Origin of the sequence: Mesorhizobium ciceri biovar biserrulae WSM1271, from assembly GCF_000185905.1 — a bacterium.
In the GTDB taxonomy this organism is placed as follows: domain Bacteria; phylum Pseudomonadota; class Alphaproteobacteria; order Rhizobiales; family Rhizobiaceae; genus Mesorhizobium; species Mesorhizobium ciceri.
The window spans coordinates 6,067,838-6,084,748 of sequence record NC_014923.1 but is presented as its reverse complement, the minus strand read 5'-3'; the positions used below and the strand labels follow the sequence as shown (position 1 = coordinate 6,084,748).

Genomic DNA, 16,911 nt, shown 5'->3' with positions numbered 1-16,911 from the left:
AAGAGCGCTTATGCATAATGGTCAGTATGAATAAGTTGGACGCCCAAGCCCGGTCTGGTATCCTTCACATGCTCTGCGAAGGTCAGTCGATCCGTTCGATTACCCGCATCATGGGTACCAGCAAAAATACGGTGGCAAAACTTCTCTCTGACGCTGGCGCGATTTGCGCACAGTATCAGGATGAAACCCTTCGCAACCTGACCAGCAAGCGAGTGCAGGTCGATGAAATCTGGAGCTTCACCTACGCCAAGCAGAAGAACGTCGCGACGGCCAAGGCTGCCCCGGAAGGCGCTGGCGACACATGGACATGGACGGCCATCGATGCCGACACCAAGCTTGTCATGTCGTGGCTGGTCGGCGGTCGCGACAGCGAATACGCGATGGGCTTCATGGACGATCTTTCGCGCCGCCTCGCCAATCGCGTCCAGCTGACCAGCGATGGCCACAGGGCCTATCTAGAGGCTGTTCAAGGTGCATTCGGTGGCGACATCGACTACGCCATGCTGATCAAGCTCTATGGCGCCTCCCCTGACAGCGCAAAGGGCCGTTACAGCCCCGCCGAATGCACCGGAGCGAACAAAGAGCGGATCGAAGGCAATCCAAACATCAAGCATGTCAGCACGTCATTTGCTGAGCGCCAGAACCTCACCATGCGGATGCATATGCGCCGCTTCACTCGGCTGACCAACGGCTTTTCCAAGAAGGTGGAAGCCCACGCCAACGCCGTGGCGCTTCACTTCATGGACTACAATTTTGTTCGCATCCATGCCACCTTGCGAATGACCCCGGCGATGGCCGCTGGCGTCACTGGCAAACTTTGGGAGATCGGCGATATCGTTGCGCTGATCGAAGCGAAGGAAGCCGAAAAGCCGATGGTTCGCGGAACATATAAAAAGCGTTCCTAGCGGTTTTGGGGAGGGCGAGAAATGGACAAGGCCGACTCTGGTTTGCGCCTCTTAATTGCCGGCGCCTGCATCGCGGTGATCGTTGGCGTCGGCTATTACCTTTTCGGCGAATATCGCAATTACCAGCGTCAGAAAGACGAGGCGGAGCAGGAGCAGCTGCAAGCGGTCCTTCGTGAGGATTGCGTCGATCAGTTGGCAAAATTGAATAAGGCATTCGGCATTTCCCCTACGGAGAAGAACCGAATTGCCAACTGTCTCTATATGGGATCGTTGACAGATGCCGAAGTCGCCGAGCGAGAGCGGGTTCTAGATGTCCCTTTACGCTAAAAATGCGGCCTGAATTTCAAACTGACCCACTACCCAACGCGTTTCTCAGGGCCAAGCCTTGAGTTCGGGCTTGTTGACGTAGCCAGGCAGGAAATCGTCGATCTGGCTATGCCTTACGCGGCATATCGCATGACTACCGGAGGCGAGGTCGCCGCCAAACGGACCAACGAGACGCCCCGCCGGTCATCTGGAGGGGCGAGGCTCCGGACCCAACCATTGTGGTGGAACGTTCAGTACATCTGCATTGGTTAGGCGGCGCATCGAGCCAAATGCGCACTTCGAATTCATCGGACGCGCCGGCCGGAAAGATCACGGGCTGCCCCCTGGACAATGACGGGACGATGGCTCGCACCCGCGTACCGACAACGGGACTTGTAGAGTCGATGAGGCGGGGCCATCACATGGATCACACGGCCTTCGGGGCGCTTTCGTCGATGCCTATCCGAAATTCTCGGTCCTACGTGGCGCCGTCATTCCGGCGGCGGAGGGCGACACGATCAGGTCCAACATGCAGGCCGACGGCGCCGCTCAAAATATTCGTATTCATCGCAGCCTACGACTACGCAGCTGTGAGCCCCGCGCTCCACAACCGAAGAGGAAGTCCTAACATCGACGATCTACGAGACCCGCCCAGTCCCTAGCCCAGCAGTTCACATGCGTTTTCCGAACGCAATACAGGCGGCGCATCCATGGGCGCTCCGTCTTCTTTTTGTAGCGAACACTAAGATGAAGTTTGGCCTACGGGTTGAACGCTCGATCTCGGCGCTCGCAGGAAGCATAGTAAAATTCACAACAGAAAGATCGCCGACCGCGTGGCTAACGCGGGGCCGTAACACCGCGCTTCGGACAGGACCTTGGCCCAATCGACCGCGTGTTCCCCGCCCATGGAGTTCGCTGCCTGCCCGGCATCGTGGATGCGCGCCCCAGGCCTTCATGGCTATTACCCATCGGGTTATGCCTGGGGAGCAGGGAGGATTTGCTCCCCAGGTTAATAGCTAGAGCGATCGTCTCAGAAGCGACGCACATCCGGAAATGGTAGCACCTCCGCCTGTTGGCGGGGCTGTTTGAATTCTTCGAAGGCGACCGCCTCAATTATAGCGTCCAAGGCTTCACGCCCCGTCTGGCTCATCGGGTCATCACCACCAAGATAGTGGTATGCCCGATCTAAATGCACCCGGGCCGCGGAAAAATCGCTCTTCATTTAACCTCTCAGTAGCCGCCGCGTCAGCCCTCTACGAGGTCAGTGTCGCGCAACGGTCAACATACACAGGACAATTTGATTTAAACTTGACACAATTAGGAGGAGTAGCATGCTCGGACGATGACATTTTGCCGGCACTGTGCCGCAGTGAGAGCTGGCCTCGCAAGCCGCTGGAGCAAGGATGTGGTCACATATCCCGAGGGACGGGAGGTGCTGCGCTCCCTCGGCACACACGGTGAGCGCGCTGGGTAGGGGTCGAGAGCTGTAATCCGTCGGTGGTCAGCACACCGCTCGAAAGCGGGGCTTACGATTGGGGACCTGATCCTAAACGGGCCGGGACTTCGGCGACCTGGTACTTCGCGGCCGCTGAAACCGGCTTGATTGGCCGTGGGGGCTGGGCGGAACAGATTTCGAGGAGCTCGGCGATAGCGTAGACAATGCGAAGGCTCGAGAACGTTTTAAAAAGCTCCCACACCGGGGCCAGCGTGGCGTCTATCCGGTGTACTTCTGTGTGGTCGCCGTGCCGAGCCGCTCTGACGATCGCCAGGCAGGGCTCCGGCAAGATGCCACCGAGGACGCTGTACCATGTGTCGGCGCCCGCGATCAGGGCCGCCGTGGCGTTCCAGTCGCCGCTGTAGCCGATCGAGAATCCTTTCGGCAGAATTTCTTTCTGGTGCGCAAGTTGGCCTTCGATAGCATCGCCCCGGTCCGCTGAGTTTTTCATAGCGAGGATCTCAGGCAACTGTCCCAGACGCGCGATGAGTGCTGGCGTGAAGCGAAAATGCGTGTTTCCAGGATTGTCGTAGATCACGATACGAAGGCCACTTTCGCGCGCCACTGTCGAAAAATGCTCGAAAACTTCGTCCTCAGTGAGCGGACTGTATGACACAGCGGCGAGCAATCCCGCGGCTGCGCCGAGGGCCTTCGCATCCCTTGCATATTTTACCGCTTCATCGGTGCGCAAAGCGCCCACAACCACGAGCGGGACTCGTCCACCGTCTCGTCCAGCGCTTCAGAAATTGCCCGGCGGCGTTCCTCGCGCGACAGATACATGTAAGTGCCGGTGCTGCCGAGCAGGCCGATGGAATCCACCTTTGCTGCACAAAGCCGCGCTTTGAGCTTTCGAAGCGCGAGGATATCGACGCTGCCGTCACTATCGCTTGGCGTTATTGGGAAGGCCAAAGGCCGCTCAGGAAAGCCATGCTGAAGCTCCCGCTGTTAGATTGCGTGAAGCGTTGGGCATCAGACCCCCTCCAGCGTTGAGATCGGTGATCAAATCGGCGGCGTCTTCAAGCCTACCGACAGGCACATGAGGTCGTCGCCGACTGCTTCAGGCAAAGGCGCGTCCTTGCAGATGGATTGACTTGCGCGAGCGGGTTAGGCTTGCCGGATGACAAATGAGACTGTCAGCATCGCCAAGGCTGACTGACCTGGTGATCAACGTGAGACCGTCCATCATACGGCGCGCGCCCTCGAACCCCGTTTGGAGGCCGAGAGCCAACATGCCTGAGCCGTTCGACATCTGTCTGCGCGCGATCTTATGCTCGGGATGAGAGCGGAGAAACGGATAGCTAACCCAAGCCACAGCCAGGTGCGCCTCGAGCGCCTGGGCGACCGCGAGCCCAAAGGCACTGTGACGCTCCATACGCAGCGTGAGTGTCTTCAGCCCGCGCAAGATCAGGAATGCGGACATGGGCGAGAGCGCTGCCCCGGTGAGATAGCGCAGGCCAGTTTCGCGCAACAGGTGCAATGTCTTCGCATCGCCGAGTATGAAACCGCCAAGCGCATCGCCATGTCCGTTGATGTACTTGGTCAGGGAATGGATCACGATGTCAGCTCCGAGTTCCAGTGGACGCTGGAGGGCGGGCGAGGCGAAGGTGCTGTCGACCGCGACCTTCACCCGGCGAGAATGGGCGTGTTCGGCAATGGCAGCGATGTCGAGGATACGGCTCAGCGGGTTGATCGGCGTCTCGAAGAAAACGAGCCGAGTCTTTCGGGTGATGGCCCCATCGAATTACTGGGATTTGACAGGTCGAGGGCAACGACCTTAGTCAAAATGCGGCAGGCCCTGTTCGACCATGGCGAGTGTATTGGCATAAACGGTGTTGTGGACGATGAGTTCGTCACCTTGCGAAAGCGGCGAAAGGATCAGCGTGCCGAAGGCCGCCATCCCCGAGGCGAGTACCAGCCCAGCTTCGGCTCCGTCGAGATTGGCGAGCCGCTTTTCGAGGACCTCAGTCGTCGGGTTGTATTCGCGTGCGTAGAGTCTTCCGCTGCTGCGGCGGCTTCGTTTGCTGCCACGCTTTCAAATCCGTAGGTCAATGTAAGAAACACAGTCGTCTGAACGGAATTGGAAAAGCCGGCCGGATCGTAGCCGTGATGTATGGCCCGGGTGGCAAATGCGAGGTCGACCTCGTTCCGGAACGGCATTGATATTGCCTCGTTTTCAAGCGAATCTTCGGCGCTGGCCATCGGCTTTAGCCCTCTTGATTTCGGGAACAATGCCGTCACACTAACTCAGATGGAACGTTCAGTTGGCGATGAAAGAAATGGTCCAGCCTTCTCCTGCCGCTTCGACAGCTCGCCCTCAAGGTCTGGGCGCGCGCCAGATCTGCGAAGCTCTTCGCGAGCAGATCCTGGGCGGCATCTATGAAACGGGCAGCCAGCTGCCGTCGTCCCGGGGCCTCGCAAATGAACTCGGTGTGTCGCGAACCACGGTGACGGTGGCATATGACCAGCTGGTCGCCGAGGGTTTCATTGAGGTCATCCAAGGCGCAAGACCTCGCGTTGCAGCTTCGCTAGTCGGGAGTAAAGCGACTAGCGCGGTGCCGAAAAGGACTGGCCCGATTCACCTTTCCAGTTACGGCGAGCGACTGCGCGCCAGTCCGCCACGGCCCGACTACCTCCCGAACCGTCTCAAGGTCGATTTCCGCTACGGCGACCTCGCACCATCTGATTTCCCTGCACTGACGTGGAAGCGCGCGATGAACGCGGCGATGTCACAAAGTCCCGGAAGGCTGGCCTATCACGATCCACGCGGCTCGCATCGCTTGCGCCAGGCGTTGCAGGGATATTTGTGGCGCGCCCGAACGCTTAGCTGCCGGGTCGAGCAGATCCTCGTCGTGAGTGGATCACAACAGTGCCTGGACCTTTGCGCGCGTCTGCTGCTAGATCCTGCTGACAGCTTCGTGATCGAGGATCCCTGCTATAGAATGGCGCGCCTAGTCTTTGCCAGCACAGGAGCCACTCCAGTGGCCGTCGCCGTCGATAGCGAGGGCATAAAGACGGAGCTGCTGCAGGAAATTCCGGCGCGGCTGGCCTATGTCACCCCGTCGCACCAGTTCCCGCTCGGCGGCGTCTTGTCGATTTCGCGGCGCTATCAACTCCTCGAATGGGCTCGGCGCAACGACGCCTATATCATCGAGGACGATTACGATGGCGAGTACCGGTACGACATTCGTCCGGTGCCCCCGTTGCACAAGCTGGAAGACCGCAGTTCCGTCATCTATGTTGGGACGATCTCCAAGACACTGTCGCCGATGCTGCGCATCGGCTACCTGGTGGTTCCGGCCGAGTTGCAAGATGTCTTTGCGACGGCCAAGCAGCTTCTCGACAGGCATTCTCCGGTTGCCGAACAGGAGGCCCTGGCCTCACTTATCGAGAGCGGTGGTTATGAAAGCCATGTGCGACGCGTCCGCCGTCTCAACGGCGAGCGCCGTGAGGCGCTGCTTGCCGTCCTTCAACGCGCGTTCGCAGACGGTATTGTCATCGAGGGTGCTGATGCAGGGCTGCATGTCGTCGTCTGGTTCAAGGATCTTTCTCGGTCGCTGGAGGACATCCTGGTTGAAGAGGCGCGGCGGGTCGGGGTGGGCATCCATCCGATTTCATCACTGTACATTCGAGATGAAGGCCGTGCTGACCGGATTGGACTGGTGATGGGCTATTCCGCCCTGACCATTCGGCAGATCGAGAATGGCGTTCGGCTCCTTACTGGCGCTGTCCAACGGGTAAAAAGCCTTGCGAGCACTCGGCAACATCCTCAATAACCGGCCTGACGGTGCACAGGCCTGGCTCGTGACCCCAGAGTCACGCCGGCAGCGATCGCAGACTGGATCAGCAAGACTTGCCGTGACTGGCCCTGTCGGCCATTCCGGGTCCCGGGCAGTACTCTGACCCTGCGACCTGGCGAAGAGAGTTCTCGACGAGACTCTTACATCCACTGGAAGCAAGGCGCCGTGCGGCCGGCTTAAAGGAGAAAGCGTTGATGGATTTTCCGCTGATCGACGAGGAAATAGCAGAGATCGCACCTGACTTTCGCGCTATCAGCATTCTTGTTGATGCACAGGACAGTGCGCGAGGCGTCATGGCTCGAGACGTGTTGGGAGAGGCTTGCGATTTCGTCCGAGCGGGAGGACCCGCATGGGGAGAAGCGCACTTGGCCAATTGGGCGGAGGCATACGTCCGATTCGGAGCGAAACCAAACCGGACGCCGTGCTCGGCGCACGCATTGAAAAAACGGGTGGAGAGGGACGGCCGCATCCCATCGATAAATCCTGTCGTTGACCTCTACAATGCAGTGAGCCTGCGTTTCGCAATACCCGTCGGCGGCGAAAATTTCGATGCATATGTCGGTAAACCACGGCTGACAATTGCGGAAGGAACGGAGTGCTTCCACACTGTTTTGAATGGGGAAGCGGTCGTCGAAAAGCCTTCCAAGGGGGAGGTCATCTGGCGCGACGATCTGGCAGCTACATGTCGCCGCTGGAACTGGCGGCAGGGCACGCGCACCCGGTTGGAGACGGTGGGCGGCCGCATGTGGTTTATTTTGGAAAGCTTAGCAGCGATGCCGGAAGGAGCGCTCGAGGACGCAGCTAAGATGCTCGTGAGCGGTCTGAGAGAGCTTGCACCAGGGTGTAAGGTCTACGAACAGGAAATCACCACCGCTAAAGCCTCGGTCGCCAGTTCCGCCAGGCGGGTCGGTTGAGGAACGTGCCGTCCCTGTCATCGAGGCTGAGCTGGCCTGCATGCGCCGCCTGATAGGCAGGCCGGCGGCACGGAAGCCTATCAGAGATGTCGATCGAGAGGCACATGCTCACCCGTCGGGGGAGCTCTCCGCCTCCTTCGAAGGCTAACTTCCCGAGCGGATCGGTACGCAGCCATATCTGCGGGTCGCGACCTTGCCGCCGACGCCGCCAGCGGCTCGGCGGCACATGCTGTGTCATGATTTCGCCAACCCTGGAGGACGGCGCCAGCTCGGCGTCACCCAGGTCCTGCTGGGCAAGCTGGACACACGGCCCTCTACGACTGTTGGGCCACTAAGATAGTTGGCCCGATGATCTGGGCTCGCCAAGTCACTTCACCAACTGGACGACTTCAATTGTAATTAACTGGCTGTTTCCTGAGGGTCAGATTGCCGGTATCCCGACCTGCAGCGCACACACGGAGTTCCCCGATGTACACCCCTCCCGCCTTCCGCGATGATGATATGGATTTCCTGCGGGCGAGCGTCCGCGCATCTCCTCTGGCGAACTTCGTCACCGCGACGGCCGAAGGACTCTTCGCCTCGCCGCTGCCCCTCTTGCTTGATGAAAGCGAGGGCGAGCACGGCGTGATCTACGGCCACCTCGCCAAGGCCAATCCACAGTGCCGTGTTCCCCCGCTGGGCGACGGTCTGGCCATCTTCATGGGGCCGGAGGCTTACGTGACCCCGGCGTGGTACGCGACCAAACAGGAAACCGGGAAGGTTGTGCCTACCTGGAATTACGTCACCGTCCACGCTTATGGCCCGGTCGAGTTCTTCGAGGACACCGGGAGGCTGCTGGAGGCCGTGAATCGCCTGACCGACCACCACGAGGGTGAGCGCGTCTCGCCCTGGGCGGTGTCGGATGCGCCGTCGGATTTCGTGCAGGCCCAACTCCGCGGAATTGTGGGTCTGCGCATGTCGATCACGAGGATCGAGGGCAAGCGCAAGATGAGCCAGAATCGGAACGCGGCCGACCGTGCCGGAGTGGCTGCGGGCCTCGCAGCGAGCGAGCGGGCATCTGACCGTGAGGTCGCCTCCTTCATCCCTTAGCAACATAAACTTCGTTGGTATCGACCCCATGACAAATCTGACGCAACTCGCCCTACGCCTTGCCGCGGCTTTTGTGCTCGCCATAACGCCTGGTGCTCGGCGACTCTATGTTGTCGCCCGCAGTCTCGCCGGCGGTCGCCCCAATTGCGTTCAATACTCTCGCCGACATGTTGGCTTTGTGCCCAGCGGCATTGAAGGCCGCACAGCAGCGCGTCCTGGATTGAATCAGCGCCTGAGGGAGAGGTCGGGGAGGCGCTATGATTGCACTGGCAGTCCACCTCGCTACGGCGGAGCAGCCGGCCACATCAGTTTGGCTCCGGAGCGGTTCAGCATCCTTGCGGCCTGGTACTCACTCTGCAGAAGCGGCTGGGTAGGCTGGATCCATCTTCGGTCATTTCGCTTAGCAGATGAATGTCTCAAGAGGCGCGGTGGTACCCGTTGCGTGAAAGTCGGCTCACAATGATAGACAATCCTATGAATAAAGAGCGGGTGACTTCGACCGGCTCGCCTCCCTATGCCGAACATTTCGGCCTTGAAAATCGCCAAACGGCCAGTGAGCCGCGAATGGCGGCCGCCTTGATGAAAGAACGCCAATCCGTGCGCGTGGCGCCGCTTCGGTTTGCACTCGACCATATGGCGACACCTGGGCTTGACGTCATGACGTTCCTCGCACTCGCCCGCGATCTCGGTCTAACCGACGTGCAAGTCAGGACTGATCCTTGCAGTAAGGCTGTTGCGCGCGGCAAGCCGTCGGCGGATGTCCGGGCTGCCGCTGCCGAAGCGGGAGTCACGATTATCTCAGTCAACGCCTTGCAGCGATTCGACGAGTGGACTCACGCCCGCAAAGCCGAGGCCAGCAAGCTCGCCGATTATGCGGCCGCCTGCGGCGCCCAGGCGCTCATGCTGGTGCCGGTGAACGACGGTTCGCGGTCCGCCAATGCCGAGCGCCAAGGCAATCTCCGCGTCGCCTTGAAGGCGCTAAAGCCAATACTTCAGTCGCGAGGTCTTGTTGGGCTTATCGAGCCGCTTGGGTTCCAGACCTCCTCACTTCGGTCGAAGAAAGAAGCGGCTATCGCCATTGCCTCGGTTGATGGCCAGTCCGCCTTCCGGCTTGTCCACGATACATTCCACCACACGCTTGCCCGCGAGACGTCCTTCTTCTGCGACTTGACCGGTCTCGTGCACATTTCGAGCATAAACGATCCAACCTTCTGGATTCGCCCGGATCGCATCCTGGGCGGCTCGGACAATTGCAGCCAAATCCGGACGCTACTCGATGGCGGCTATTCGGGCCCCTTCTCCTTTGAGCTTGTGGAGGAGGTCCATGCGTTAAATGACTTTGCAGGCGCATTTGCCTCCAGCATCGATCTCATCCGACGCGGGCTTCTCAGGCGAGTGCCAGTCTAATTCGCGCAGGCGATTGAGCCGAGAAGTCATTTGAGATCGCTGTATCTCGCTGATGCAGGCGCTTGCCGCATCACCATTGTCAAAACTGGCCATTGGACCGCCTTGGGCGGCCGCGGCAGTTCGATGGGCGGCAAGGCGAAGATCGGATCTGATGCGGAGGGCGGCGAGCTATCGGTTTTCGGACGAAGAGCAACTGATGGCGGACCAAGGGCGAGTGGCCCACCCCAACCGCAGCGTTATTCAAGCTCCAGCTTCCTCTTCAGTTCCGCGTTCTCCTTGCGCAGCCGTTCCGCGAGCAGGCTCTTCAGTCGCTTGTTTTCTTCCTCAAGCGCGACGAGGTCCTTCAGATCATCACCAACCGATGCAGGCAGCGCAGCTCTCTTCCATTGATAGTAGGTCTGTTCCGAGATGCCGGCCTGCTTGACCGCGCTCTTATGGGTGGCGCCGCCACTGATAGACTTCTGTATAAGGGCAAGCATCTGAGCGCGCTCGTTTTCAGAGTAGATCTTGCGTCCGGTCCGCACGGCCGCCGCTGGTATTTGCTGCGCCTGCGACGCCGCATTGGGCGCGTTCTTCCGAGCAGGCGGCCTGGGCTCAACCTTAGCTCTCGGCGACCGTTGTGCTTTCTTCTTCAGAGGCGTCTCCACTTTGGCTGCCGGTTGCGTTGCAGTTGTTCCTGATCCTGCGTCCAGGGAATTCGTCATGAGATGCTCCGCTCGCGGTTTGTGCATGTGTTCAGCATTGAGCGATACTACACTCGAGTCAACAGGGCGACCATTTGGCAACTCCATCTTCTCGAGTTCCCTTCTTGTCTCGGCCATTGCTGCGGTGAGATCGACATCGCTCCAGATTGAAAGACTCCGTTTTTGAGAACTGCGCTTCTGTCTGATCTCCACCGTGAATGCTCGGGGCTGCCGCCTCATAGGTCGTTCCTTGTTGAAGACGAATTGTACAGGAAGTCGCGGCAGACGACGGAATGAAGGTCTGGCCGGCTCTTCTGTAGCCGAGCTATATGCATCCGATCGCTTGAGCAAGCCCTGCTGGCGACGCACATCCTAAAACAGCCTACGAGCACCTAAAAGCAAGCAGGCTATTTCATCTCGAACCGAGGAGGTGGTGCTTCCTCGCAGCATGCAAAAGCTATCTTCCTGGTTTTCGACGGCGCAGCGACGGGTGGCATCCGGACTGAAAGGAGCTGCTCAAGTGCGCCGATCCAATCTGCGCTGGCAGTGCAGGACGGCTTACATCCGAAAGGCCGGCTAGCGACGCTAGCCCGGCTTATCAAAACGTGAACCGACTTGAGTTGGCGGCGAAGAGCGGACAGCTGCGCAGAATGGCGCGCATGGAGAGTGGAGGGCACGAGCCGAGTCGAACTCGCATCGAGCTTCGTCCGGCAGCGGCAGAGCGTGGTACGGAGGCCGACCGGAGCTACTCCTCGCCGCGGCCACCGCTGGGGCCAATCCTTCTTCCGTGAGTACCGCGGCGGTCATCTGGTTTGGTCGGAACGTGGTCCCGGTACTGACCGAGGAAATCTTGCGAGTTCACTTAGTGGCATGGTACGCACATGAATTCACTGAGCCTTTAGTCGTCCGCTTCACCTCTTGTGCGAGTTTGCTACCCTGGCCTTCTCCTGAAGGCCGGCCAGCCTGCTTTTCGCGTTCGATCGATGGCGCGTTCTCAAGGCCGATTGGCGTTGATGTCGACGGTCGGGCTTGGGAATGCTGAAGGACGCGCGCCTGGTTGCCTCTCCGGCAACCAGGCGACCACGGGCGCCTTCACAAGGCATCAGCAAGCATTGCTGTTAAAGGGCACTAAAAACTGACCCCCAACCGGCTTTGGTGTCGCCTCACCCATTGGTGAGCAGTCCGATTCTGGACAACGCACCGCTCCTGTTCAGACCAAGGCATGGAGCCAAAAGAGCCATTTTGGTGGGCCTGTTATGCCTGCTCCAGCAAACGATCGGGGCCTTGACGGACGCGAACAGCTTGTGAGGGGTGCAGCCGAATGCAGCGCTGCTCCCACAACTGACGAAGCTCCTTTGTGAGAGCTTGACGCTTAGCTTCATCTAGCGTGATTGGATTGAGGAGATCCCCCAGCACGGCTTCGCCCTCGATCTGAATGAGCAGAGCGTACACTTCACTTGAAATGCGCACACCGTCGCGAGGGGAGTGGACTGCGCGAATCTCGCAGACCGTCTCCTGGCGATCTTGCGTTGTATAAGCACGTACTTGATGCAGACTAAACTGAGGAGGCAATGAAACCGCGAGCGCAGTCCAGTCCTCCAGCGCGGTAGCCCGTTTCTTGACGAGGAACGGCCCGACCACAAGTCCGTCCAATTCTGTCGTTAAAAAGGTCGCAATCGAGTCTGCAACTGAATCTACGATCGGCTCGGCGTTGTTGTTGAAGGATGTGTTCAGCAAAATTGGGATGCCCGTCCGCTTCTTGAAAGCATTAATAAGGTCCCAGTAGGCCGGGTTGGCTTTGCGCGATACGGTTTGCAGCCGCGCGGTACCGTCGACGTGTGTGATGGCGCCGAGCAAGCCACGCATAGAGTCGCGCACACGAACGACGAAATTCATGAAAGGGAATTCGCATTCAGTGTCCGGCAGGTCGAAAAATTCGGCCGCATCCTCCTCCAGCACCGATGGCGCGAAGGGCCGATACCCTTCGCGCTTCTTAACCATTGCGTTGATCCGCTCCTTGTTTGCGGCAGGTCGTGGATCTGCAAGAATGCTTCGGTTGCCAAGCGCACGTGGACCGAACTCCGAACGGCCCTGCACCCAGCCGATCACCGCGCCATTGGCCATCAAGTCGGCTGCACTGCTGGCCACATCATCGGTGCGTTCGACCTCGATGTGCCCGGCCCATGCAATAAGTTCCTGCTCGACGGCCTGGTCGCTTCCGAGATCAGGCCCCCAATAGACCTCCCGCAACCGCTTGCGAGGCGCAGGGTGCCCCAGCTCAGCAGATGCCATGAGTGCGGCGCCCAATGCGCACCCAGCATCATGCGCTGCGGGTTGAACAAAAATATCTTCGAAAAGCCCTGAATACAGCAGTTTGCCATTCATCGAGCAGTTGTGGGCTACGCCTCCAGCGAGGCACAGCCGCTTCATCCCGGTCGCCTCACGATGATGGCGGAGAATGTGGAACACGATCCGCTCCAGCGCTTCCTGCAATGAGGCACTCACATCACGATGTTGCTGTGTGAATGGCATTCCCTTTCGCCTGACACTGATGTTGCGGAGCAGTGTCGGGCCGATGCGGTCCAGATGGACGCGGTAGCCACCGTTGGGCAAGAGTTCATAGAACTGCTCGAAGAGCTCGCGATAGGGAACTGCATCGCCGTATGGGGAAAGCCCCATTACCTTATATTCGTCGAACATGCCGTAGCCCAGATGACGAATAGTTTCTATATAGAACAGGCCTAGAGAGTTATTCTCTGGGAAACTCTCGAGCTGCCGGATTTCTGTGCCAGACCCGACCGCCAAGAGGCCCGACAAGAAATCACCAGAGCCATCAATCGCGAAAATCAGGCTTTGTTCGAAGCCCGACATTGCAAAAGCACTTACCGCGTGCGCCTGATGATGACTTACGAATGAGATACGCGAAGCCTCCAGTTCGGTGCCGAACTCCTGCGCGAACAGCTTCTGTACCATCAATTTAGCGTCCACAGGGATGGAGGCGTCCGGCTGGGAAATAAGCATCTTCTCCAGGGCGGCGTTACAATAGGCTTCGGTAGCGTAAAACGCTACACGATCGATGTCTTTGAGCTGAACTCCAGCGGCTGAGAGGCAGTATTGAATCGCACCACTCGCGAGCTTGTTGGAGTGCTTGATCCGGTTGAGGCGCTCCTCTTCAACGGCCGCTATTACGTGTCCGTCTCGGACGAGCACCGCAGCACCATCGTGCAAAAATGTATTCGCAAACTGGAATCGGTTTTCATGGACTTTGTCCAATCCGCCACTCACTCCTAGACACAACATCTCGATCTCCATGTTATTATGACAAAAAGGACCGGCTGGCCCGGCTCAAGGCCGTTCGACTTAGAACGGGCTCCATTATCTTTCTCGCCTGCAACCGCAATCAGACATCGTCAAACTCTGGCAGGGGTGTCGTCAGTGCCAAAATCCGGCCCAACGTTTCGAAATTGCCAGCGTGGGCCCACTGACGAGAAAAAGCCGCGTGGTGCCGACGCGGTATGCCCAAGGAAGGGAAGCACCGCTAAGGCCGCCGTTCCTGTTGAGAACTGCGGCAGGCGCCATCGGGTGGTTCGTAATTTCAACCTTCAATGGAAGGGATCGAGTGGCCCCGCAGCAAGCGAACTGCCGTCGGCGTAGCGGGCCAATCACAGACCACCCACGTCAAAGAACCGGGCGTATGGTCCATGCGCGAAGTGGAGCTGCAACTCATCAAAATTCTGCACTGTCTGGTCCAGCGCTCGCGTTTCCTGGCGCTGAAGGACGGCGCGATCAGAGAGCCCAACGGCCGGTGCGCCCAAAAAATGCCAAACCTTTCCCAAGCAAGCAGCGGGTTCGTGAAGGAGGCTCTCGTATTCGACTACAAGCAGCTGGCTCGTCGTGAAGGAGTGCTCGATGCGAGCGTGGAAATTGTCCGCGGCTTTGAAGTAAGCCTCGCAATCAGCGATTGACAATCTTACGCGCGGCGGCCGAGCGGCGTCCGAACTGAATTTCAGCCATTGGCCGCTTTGCCTTGCCTGTGCAAAGGACCGAAGCGATTCCAATATGTTTCGAGTTACGAGTATGACCTTGAGTGCTGGCCAACGGGTCAGTTCAGCAAAAAAACCTGGACGTTCGTGAAATTGGGGCTCGTTGATCTTGCAGCCAATATGCGTCACGTTCTTGTAGTCTGGCGTGGGATAACGCCAATAAGCTTGTTCGAGGAGCTCACGATCCGTGCGTAGCAGGCGATCCTTTCCGGGCCAATTGGTGTCGTACTCATTGAGCAACTCACCGTTGCTCAGCACGGTCGGATGCTCGTTTAGCAGTTCCTCCAAATAATGTGTGCCAGTCCTTGGCATCGCAAGGATAACAAAAGGCTGAGGCATCGGCGTGCGGTGTGTCATTGCTATGTGGTTCCAGCTAGTAGCGGTCGCGAGGGTTAGGGCAGACCAGGGCACCAGAAATTCGGCTGCTATGTCTTGAACGCGGACTCAATTCGGCTACAGCTTTGATGGTGGCCAATTCAAGATGCATTGCGGCCCTCGTTCTCGTGCCGTCGTAAGCAGCGTCAACGCATCAGGCGTCGGCGAAAGAGCGCAGCAGAGAGGAAGAACGGCAAAACCGTGTACATACAAAGTGCGCCGATATGCAGCCCGACGTTGTCTGCCACATGGCCAAGCATTGCCGGGCGGATCAGGTCGATAGAGTTCGCCAGGGGGGAGAAGGCCGCCACGCGCTGAAAGGCGCCTGGCAACTGGCCGACTGGAAAGACCGCGCCAGACAGGAACAGCATGGGTGTGATGACGAGCGTCTGATAGAATATGAAATAGTGATAGCTGGGGGTGAGCGCGATGACGACCATTGCCAGGCTGGCAAAGGCGAAGCCGGTGAGAGCGACTACCGGCAGCACATAGGGCAGGGACGTCCAATCGGCATAGCCTAGCATAACAGCAACAATGGTAATTGCGGTACCTGCCAGAAAGGCCTTGGTGGCTGCCCATGCCAATTCACCAAGAACGATGTCGCCCAGGGTGAGTTGTGTATGAAGGATTGCTTCCCAGGTGCCCAGGTCGCGCATGCGACTGAAAACCGCGTATATTGTTTCGAAGGTCGATGCGGTCATCGCGCCTGTCGCGACCATCCCGGCTGCCAAGAAGGCAATGTACGAGGCGCCTTCAACCCGACCTATCATCAGTCCAAGCCCCGTACCGAGCCCGAAAAGGTAAATCATAGGATCGGCAAGAGTGCCGAGAAGCGACACAAATGCGACCTTCTTCCACGCCAGATAGTTACGGCGCCACACCGCAATCCAGTTCCACGCGTTGGCGGGCAGTGCCGCCGCAAGACCTTCACGCATTTTTCACTTCTCCATCTCGCGTCCGGTTAGCCGCAAGAAGACGTCCTCCAGACTTGGTGGACGCTCCAGAATCCGCAGACCTGCGCGCCCGCGAAGCTGGACACGCACCTGCTCTGGATCGGGCGCATAGCAAAAGAGGGTCTCACCGCTTACCTCAATGCGCTGAACGTACGGCTTGATTAGCGAAGTCAGCTCCTGCGGATTGCCGCCAAAGATCTCGATCACATTGCATCCAATATGTTCGTCTATCAAAGCATGAGGGCTGCCCTCGGCAATCTTGCGTCCCCGCTCCAGTACACACAGCCGATCGCATAGCCGCTCAGCCTCTTCCATGAAGTGGGTGGTCAAAATGATTGTCTTTCCGCTCGCCAGCAGAAAACGGAGCCGCTCCCAGATCAGGTGGCGGGCGTGCGGGTCGAGGCCGGTAGTCGGCTCGTCCATTATAAGAAGTTGGGGGTCGTTGATCAGCGCGCGCGCCAACGTTAGACGCCGCTTCATGCCGCCTGATAGCTGGCCCACACGTGCGTCCGCCTTGCTCTCAAGGCGGGCAAACTCAAGGAGAGATGGAACGACCTCTTGAATCTTCCGTGTGCTCATGCCGAAGTACCGCCCGAACACCATCAGGTTCTCGCGGACCGTGAATTCCAGGTCCAGGTTGTCGAACTGCGGAACGACACCTATGCCCTTGCGGGCCAAGCGACTTCGACCCGGCACCGGCACTCCGAGCACCGTGATCTTACCGGAGTCGGGCCGGGTCATGCCGAGGAGCATGCGCGCAATGGTGCTCTTGCCTGCACCGTTCGGCCCCAGCAGGCCGAAGCACTCTCCCGTACCCACAGTGAAGGACAACCCGTTCACAACGAGTTTGCTGCCAAATGACTTGGTTACCTGGTCAAGGTCGATTGCTACATTGGACATACGTCTATCTCAGGCTGAAAACAGGCCAATCGGCCGGCCGGCAG

13 protein-coding genes and 1 pseudogene are annotated in these 16,911 nt (G+C 58.8%); 6 read left to right on the top strand and 8 right to left on the bottom strand.

What is annotated here, in order from left to right:
* Positions 1–26: 26 nt before the first annotated feature.
* Positions 27–905 (top strand): IS1 family transposase, encoded by an 879-nt coding sequence (locus tag MESCI_RS29360; protein ID WP_081285673.1) that lies wholly within the window; start codon positions 27–29, stop codon positions 903–905.
* Between the two features lie 21 nt (positions 906–926).
* A complete protein-coding gene (locus MESCI_RS29355; protein WP_013533546.1) occupies positions 927–1,232 on the top strand; it encodes a hypothetical protein in 306 nt (101 codons plus the stop codon).
* Between the two features lie 1,009 nt (positions 1,233–2,241).
* On the opposite strand, the gene MESCI_RS29345 is transcribed toward MESCI_RS29355, so the two are convergent.
* From MESCI_RS29345 to MESCI_RS29335, 3 genes and pseudogenes are all read right to left on the bottom strand, one after another.
* Positions 2,242–2,433, bottom strand: coding sequence for a hypothetical protein (locus MESCI_RS29345; protein WP_013533545.1), 192 nt, complete (start codon positions 2,431–2,433; stop codon positions 2,242–2,244).
* A gap of 304 nt (positions 2,434–2,737) precedes the next feature.
* Positions 2,738–3,635, bottom strand: a pseudogene (locus MESCI_RS29340) (dihydrodipicolinate synthase family protein).
* A gap of 128 nt (positions 3,636–3,763) precedes the next feature.
* Complete coding sequence (locus tag MESCI_RS29335; RefSeq protein WP_425339448.1) at positions 3,764–4,378, bottom strand: trans-sulfuration enzyme family protein; 615 nt, start codon at positions 4,376–4,378, stop codon at positions 3,764–3,766.
* A gap of 595 nt (positions 4,379–4,973) precedes the next feature.
* Between MESCI_RS29335 and pdxR the strand changes: the two genes are divergently transcribed.
* From pdxR to MESCI_RS29315, 4 genes are all read left to right on the top strand, one after another.
* On the top strand, positions 4,974–6,479 hold the full coding sequence (gene pdxR, locus MESCI_RS29330) for a MocR-like pyridoxine biosynthesis transcription factor PdxR (RefSeq protein ID WP_013533544.1): 1,506 nt from the start codon (positions 4,974–4,976) through the stop codon (positions 6,477–6,479).
* Positions 6,480–6,694: 215 nt separating this feature from the next.
* Entirely contained in the window at positions 6,695–7,417 is a 723-nt protein-coding gene (locus MESCI_RS29325; RefSeq protein WP_172832179.1) for a B3/B4 domain-containing protein, read from the top strand.
* A 468-nt stretch (positions 7,418–7,885) separates the two neighbouring features.
* Positions 7,886–8,506 carry an FMN-binding negative transcriptional regulator gene (locus tag MESCI_RS29320; protein ID WP_013533542.1) on the top strand — a complete coding sequence of 207 codons (621 nt, stop codon included), beginning with the start codon at positions 7,886–7,888 and terminating at the stop codon, positions 8,504–8,506.
* A 564-nt stretch (positions 8,507–9,070) separates the two neighbouring features.
* Positions 9,071–9,913, top strand: a complete 843-nt coding sequence (locus tag MESCI_RS29315; protein WP_013533541.1) for a TIM barrel protein — start codon at positions 9,071–9,073, stop codon at positions 9,911–9,913.
* 236 nt (positions 9,914–10,149) lie between these two features.
* Here MESCI_RS29315 and MESCI_RS29310 read toward each other — a convergent pair whose 3' ends face one another.
* From MESCI_RS29310 to nodI, 5 genes are all read right to left on the bottom strand, one after another.
* Positions 10,150–10,836, bottom strand: coding sequence for a transposase (locus MESCI_RS29310; RefSeq protein WP_245262924.1), 687 nt, complete (start codon positions 10,834–10,836; stop codon positions 10,150–10,152).
* A 1,014-nt stretch (positions 10,837–11,850) separates the two neighbouring features.
* On the bottom strand, positions 11,851–13,896 hold the full coding sequence (locus tag MESCI_RS29305) for a carbamoyltransferase family protein (RefSeq protein ID WP_013533539.1): 2,046 nt from the start codon (positions 13,894–13,896) through the stop codon (positions 11,851–11,853).
* Between the two features lie 362 nt (positions 13,897–14,258).
* On the bottom strand, positions 14,259–14,996 hold the full coding sequence (locus MESCI_RS29300) for a sulfotransferase domain-containing protein (RefSeq protein ID WP_015319224.1): 738 nt from the start codon (positions 14,994–14,996) through the stop codon (positions 14,259–14,261).
* A 164-nt stretch (positions 14,997–15,160) separates the two neighbouring features.
* Positions 15,161–15,949: an ABC transporter permease gene (locus tag MESCI_RS29295; protein WP_013533537.1), complete on the bottom strand. Its 789-nt coding sequence runs from the start codon at positions 15,947–15,949 to the stop codon at positions 15,161–15,163.
* Positions 15,950–15,952: 3 nt separating this feature from the next.
* Positions 15,953–16,867, bottom strand: coding sequence for a nodulation factor ABC transporter ATP-binding protein NodI (gene nodI / locus MESCI_RS29290; protein ID WP_013533536.1), 915 nt, complete (start codon positions 16,865–16,867; stop codon positions 15,953–15,955).
* Positions 16,868–16,911: the final 44 nt, after the last annotated feature.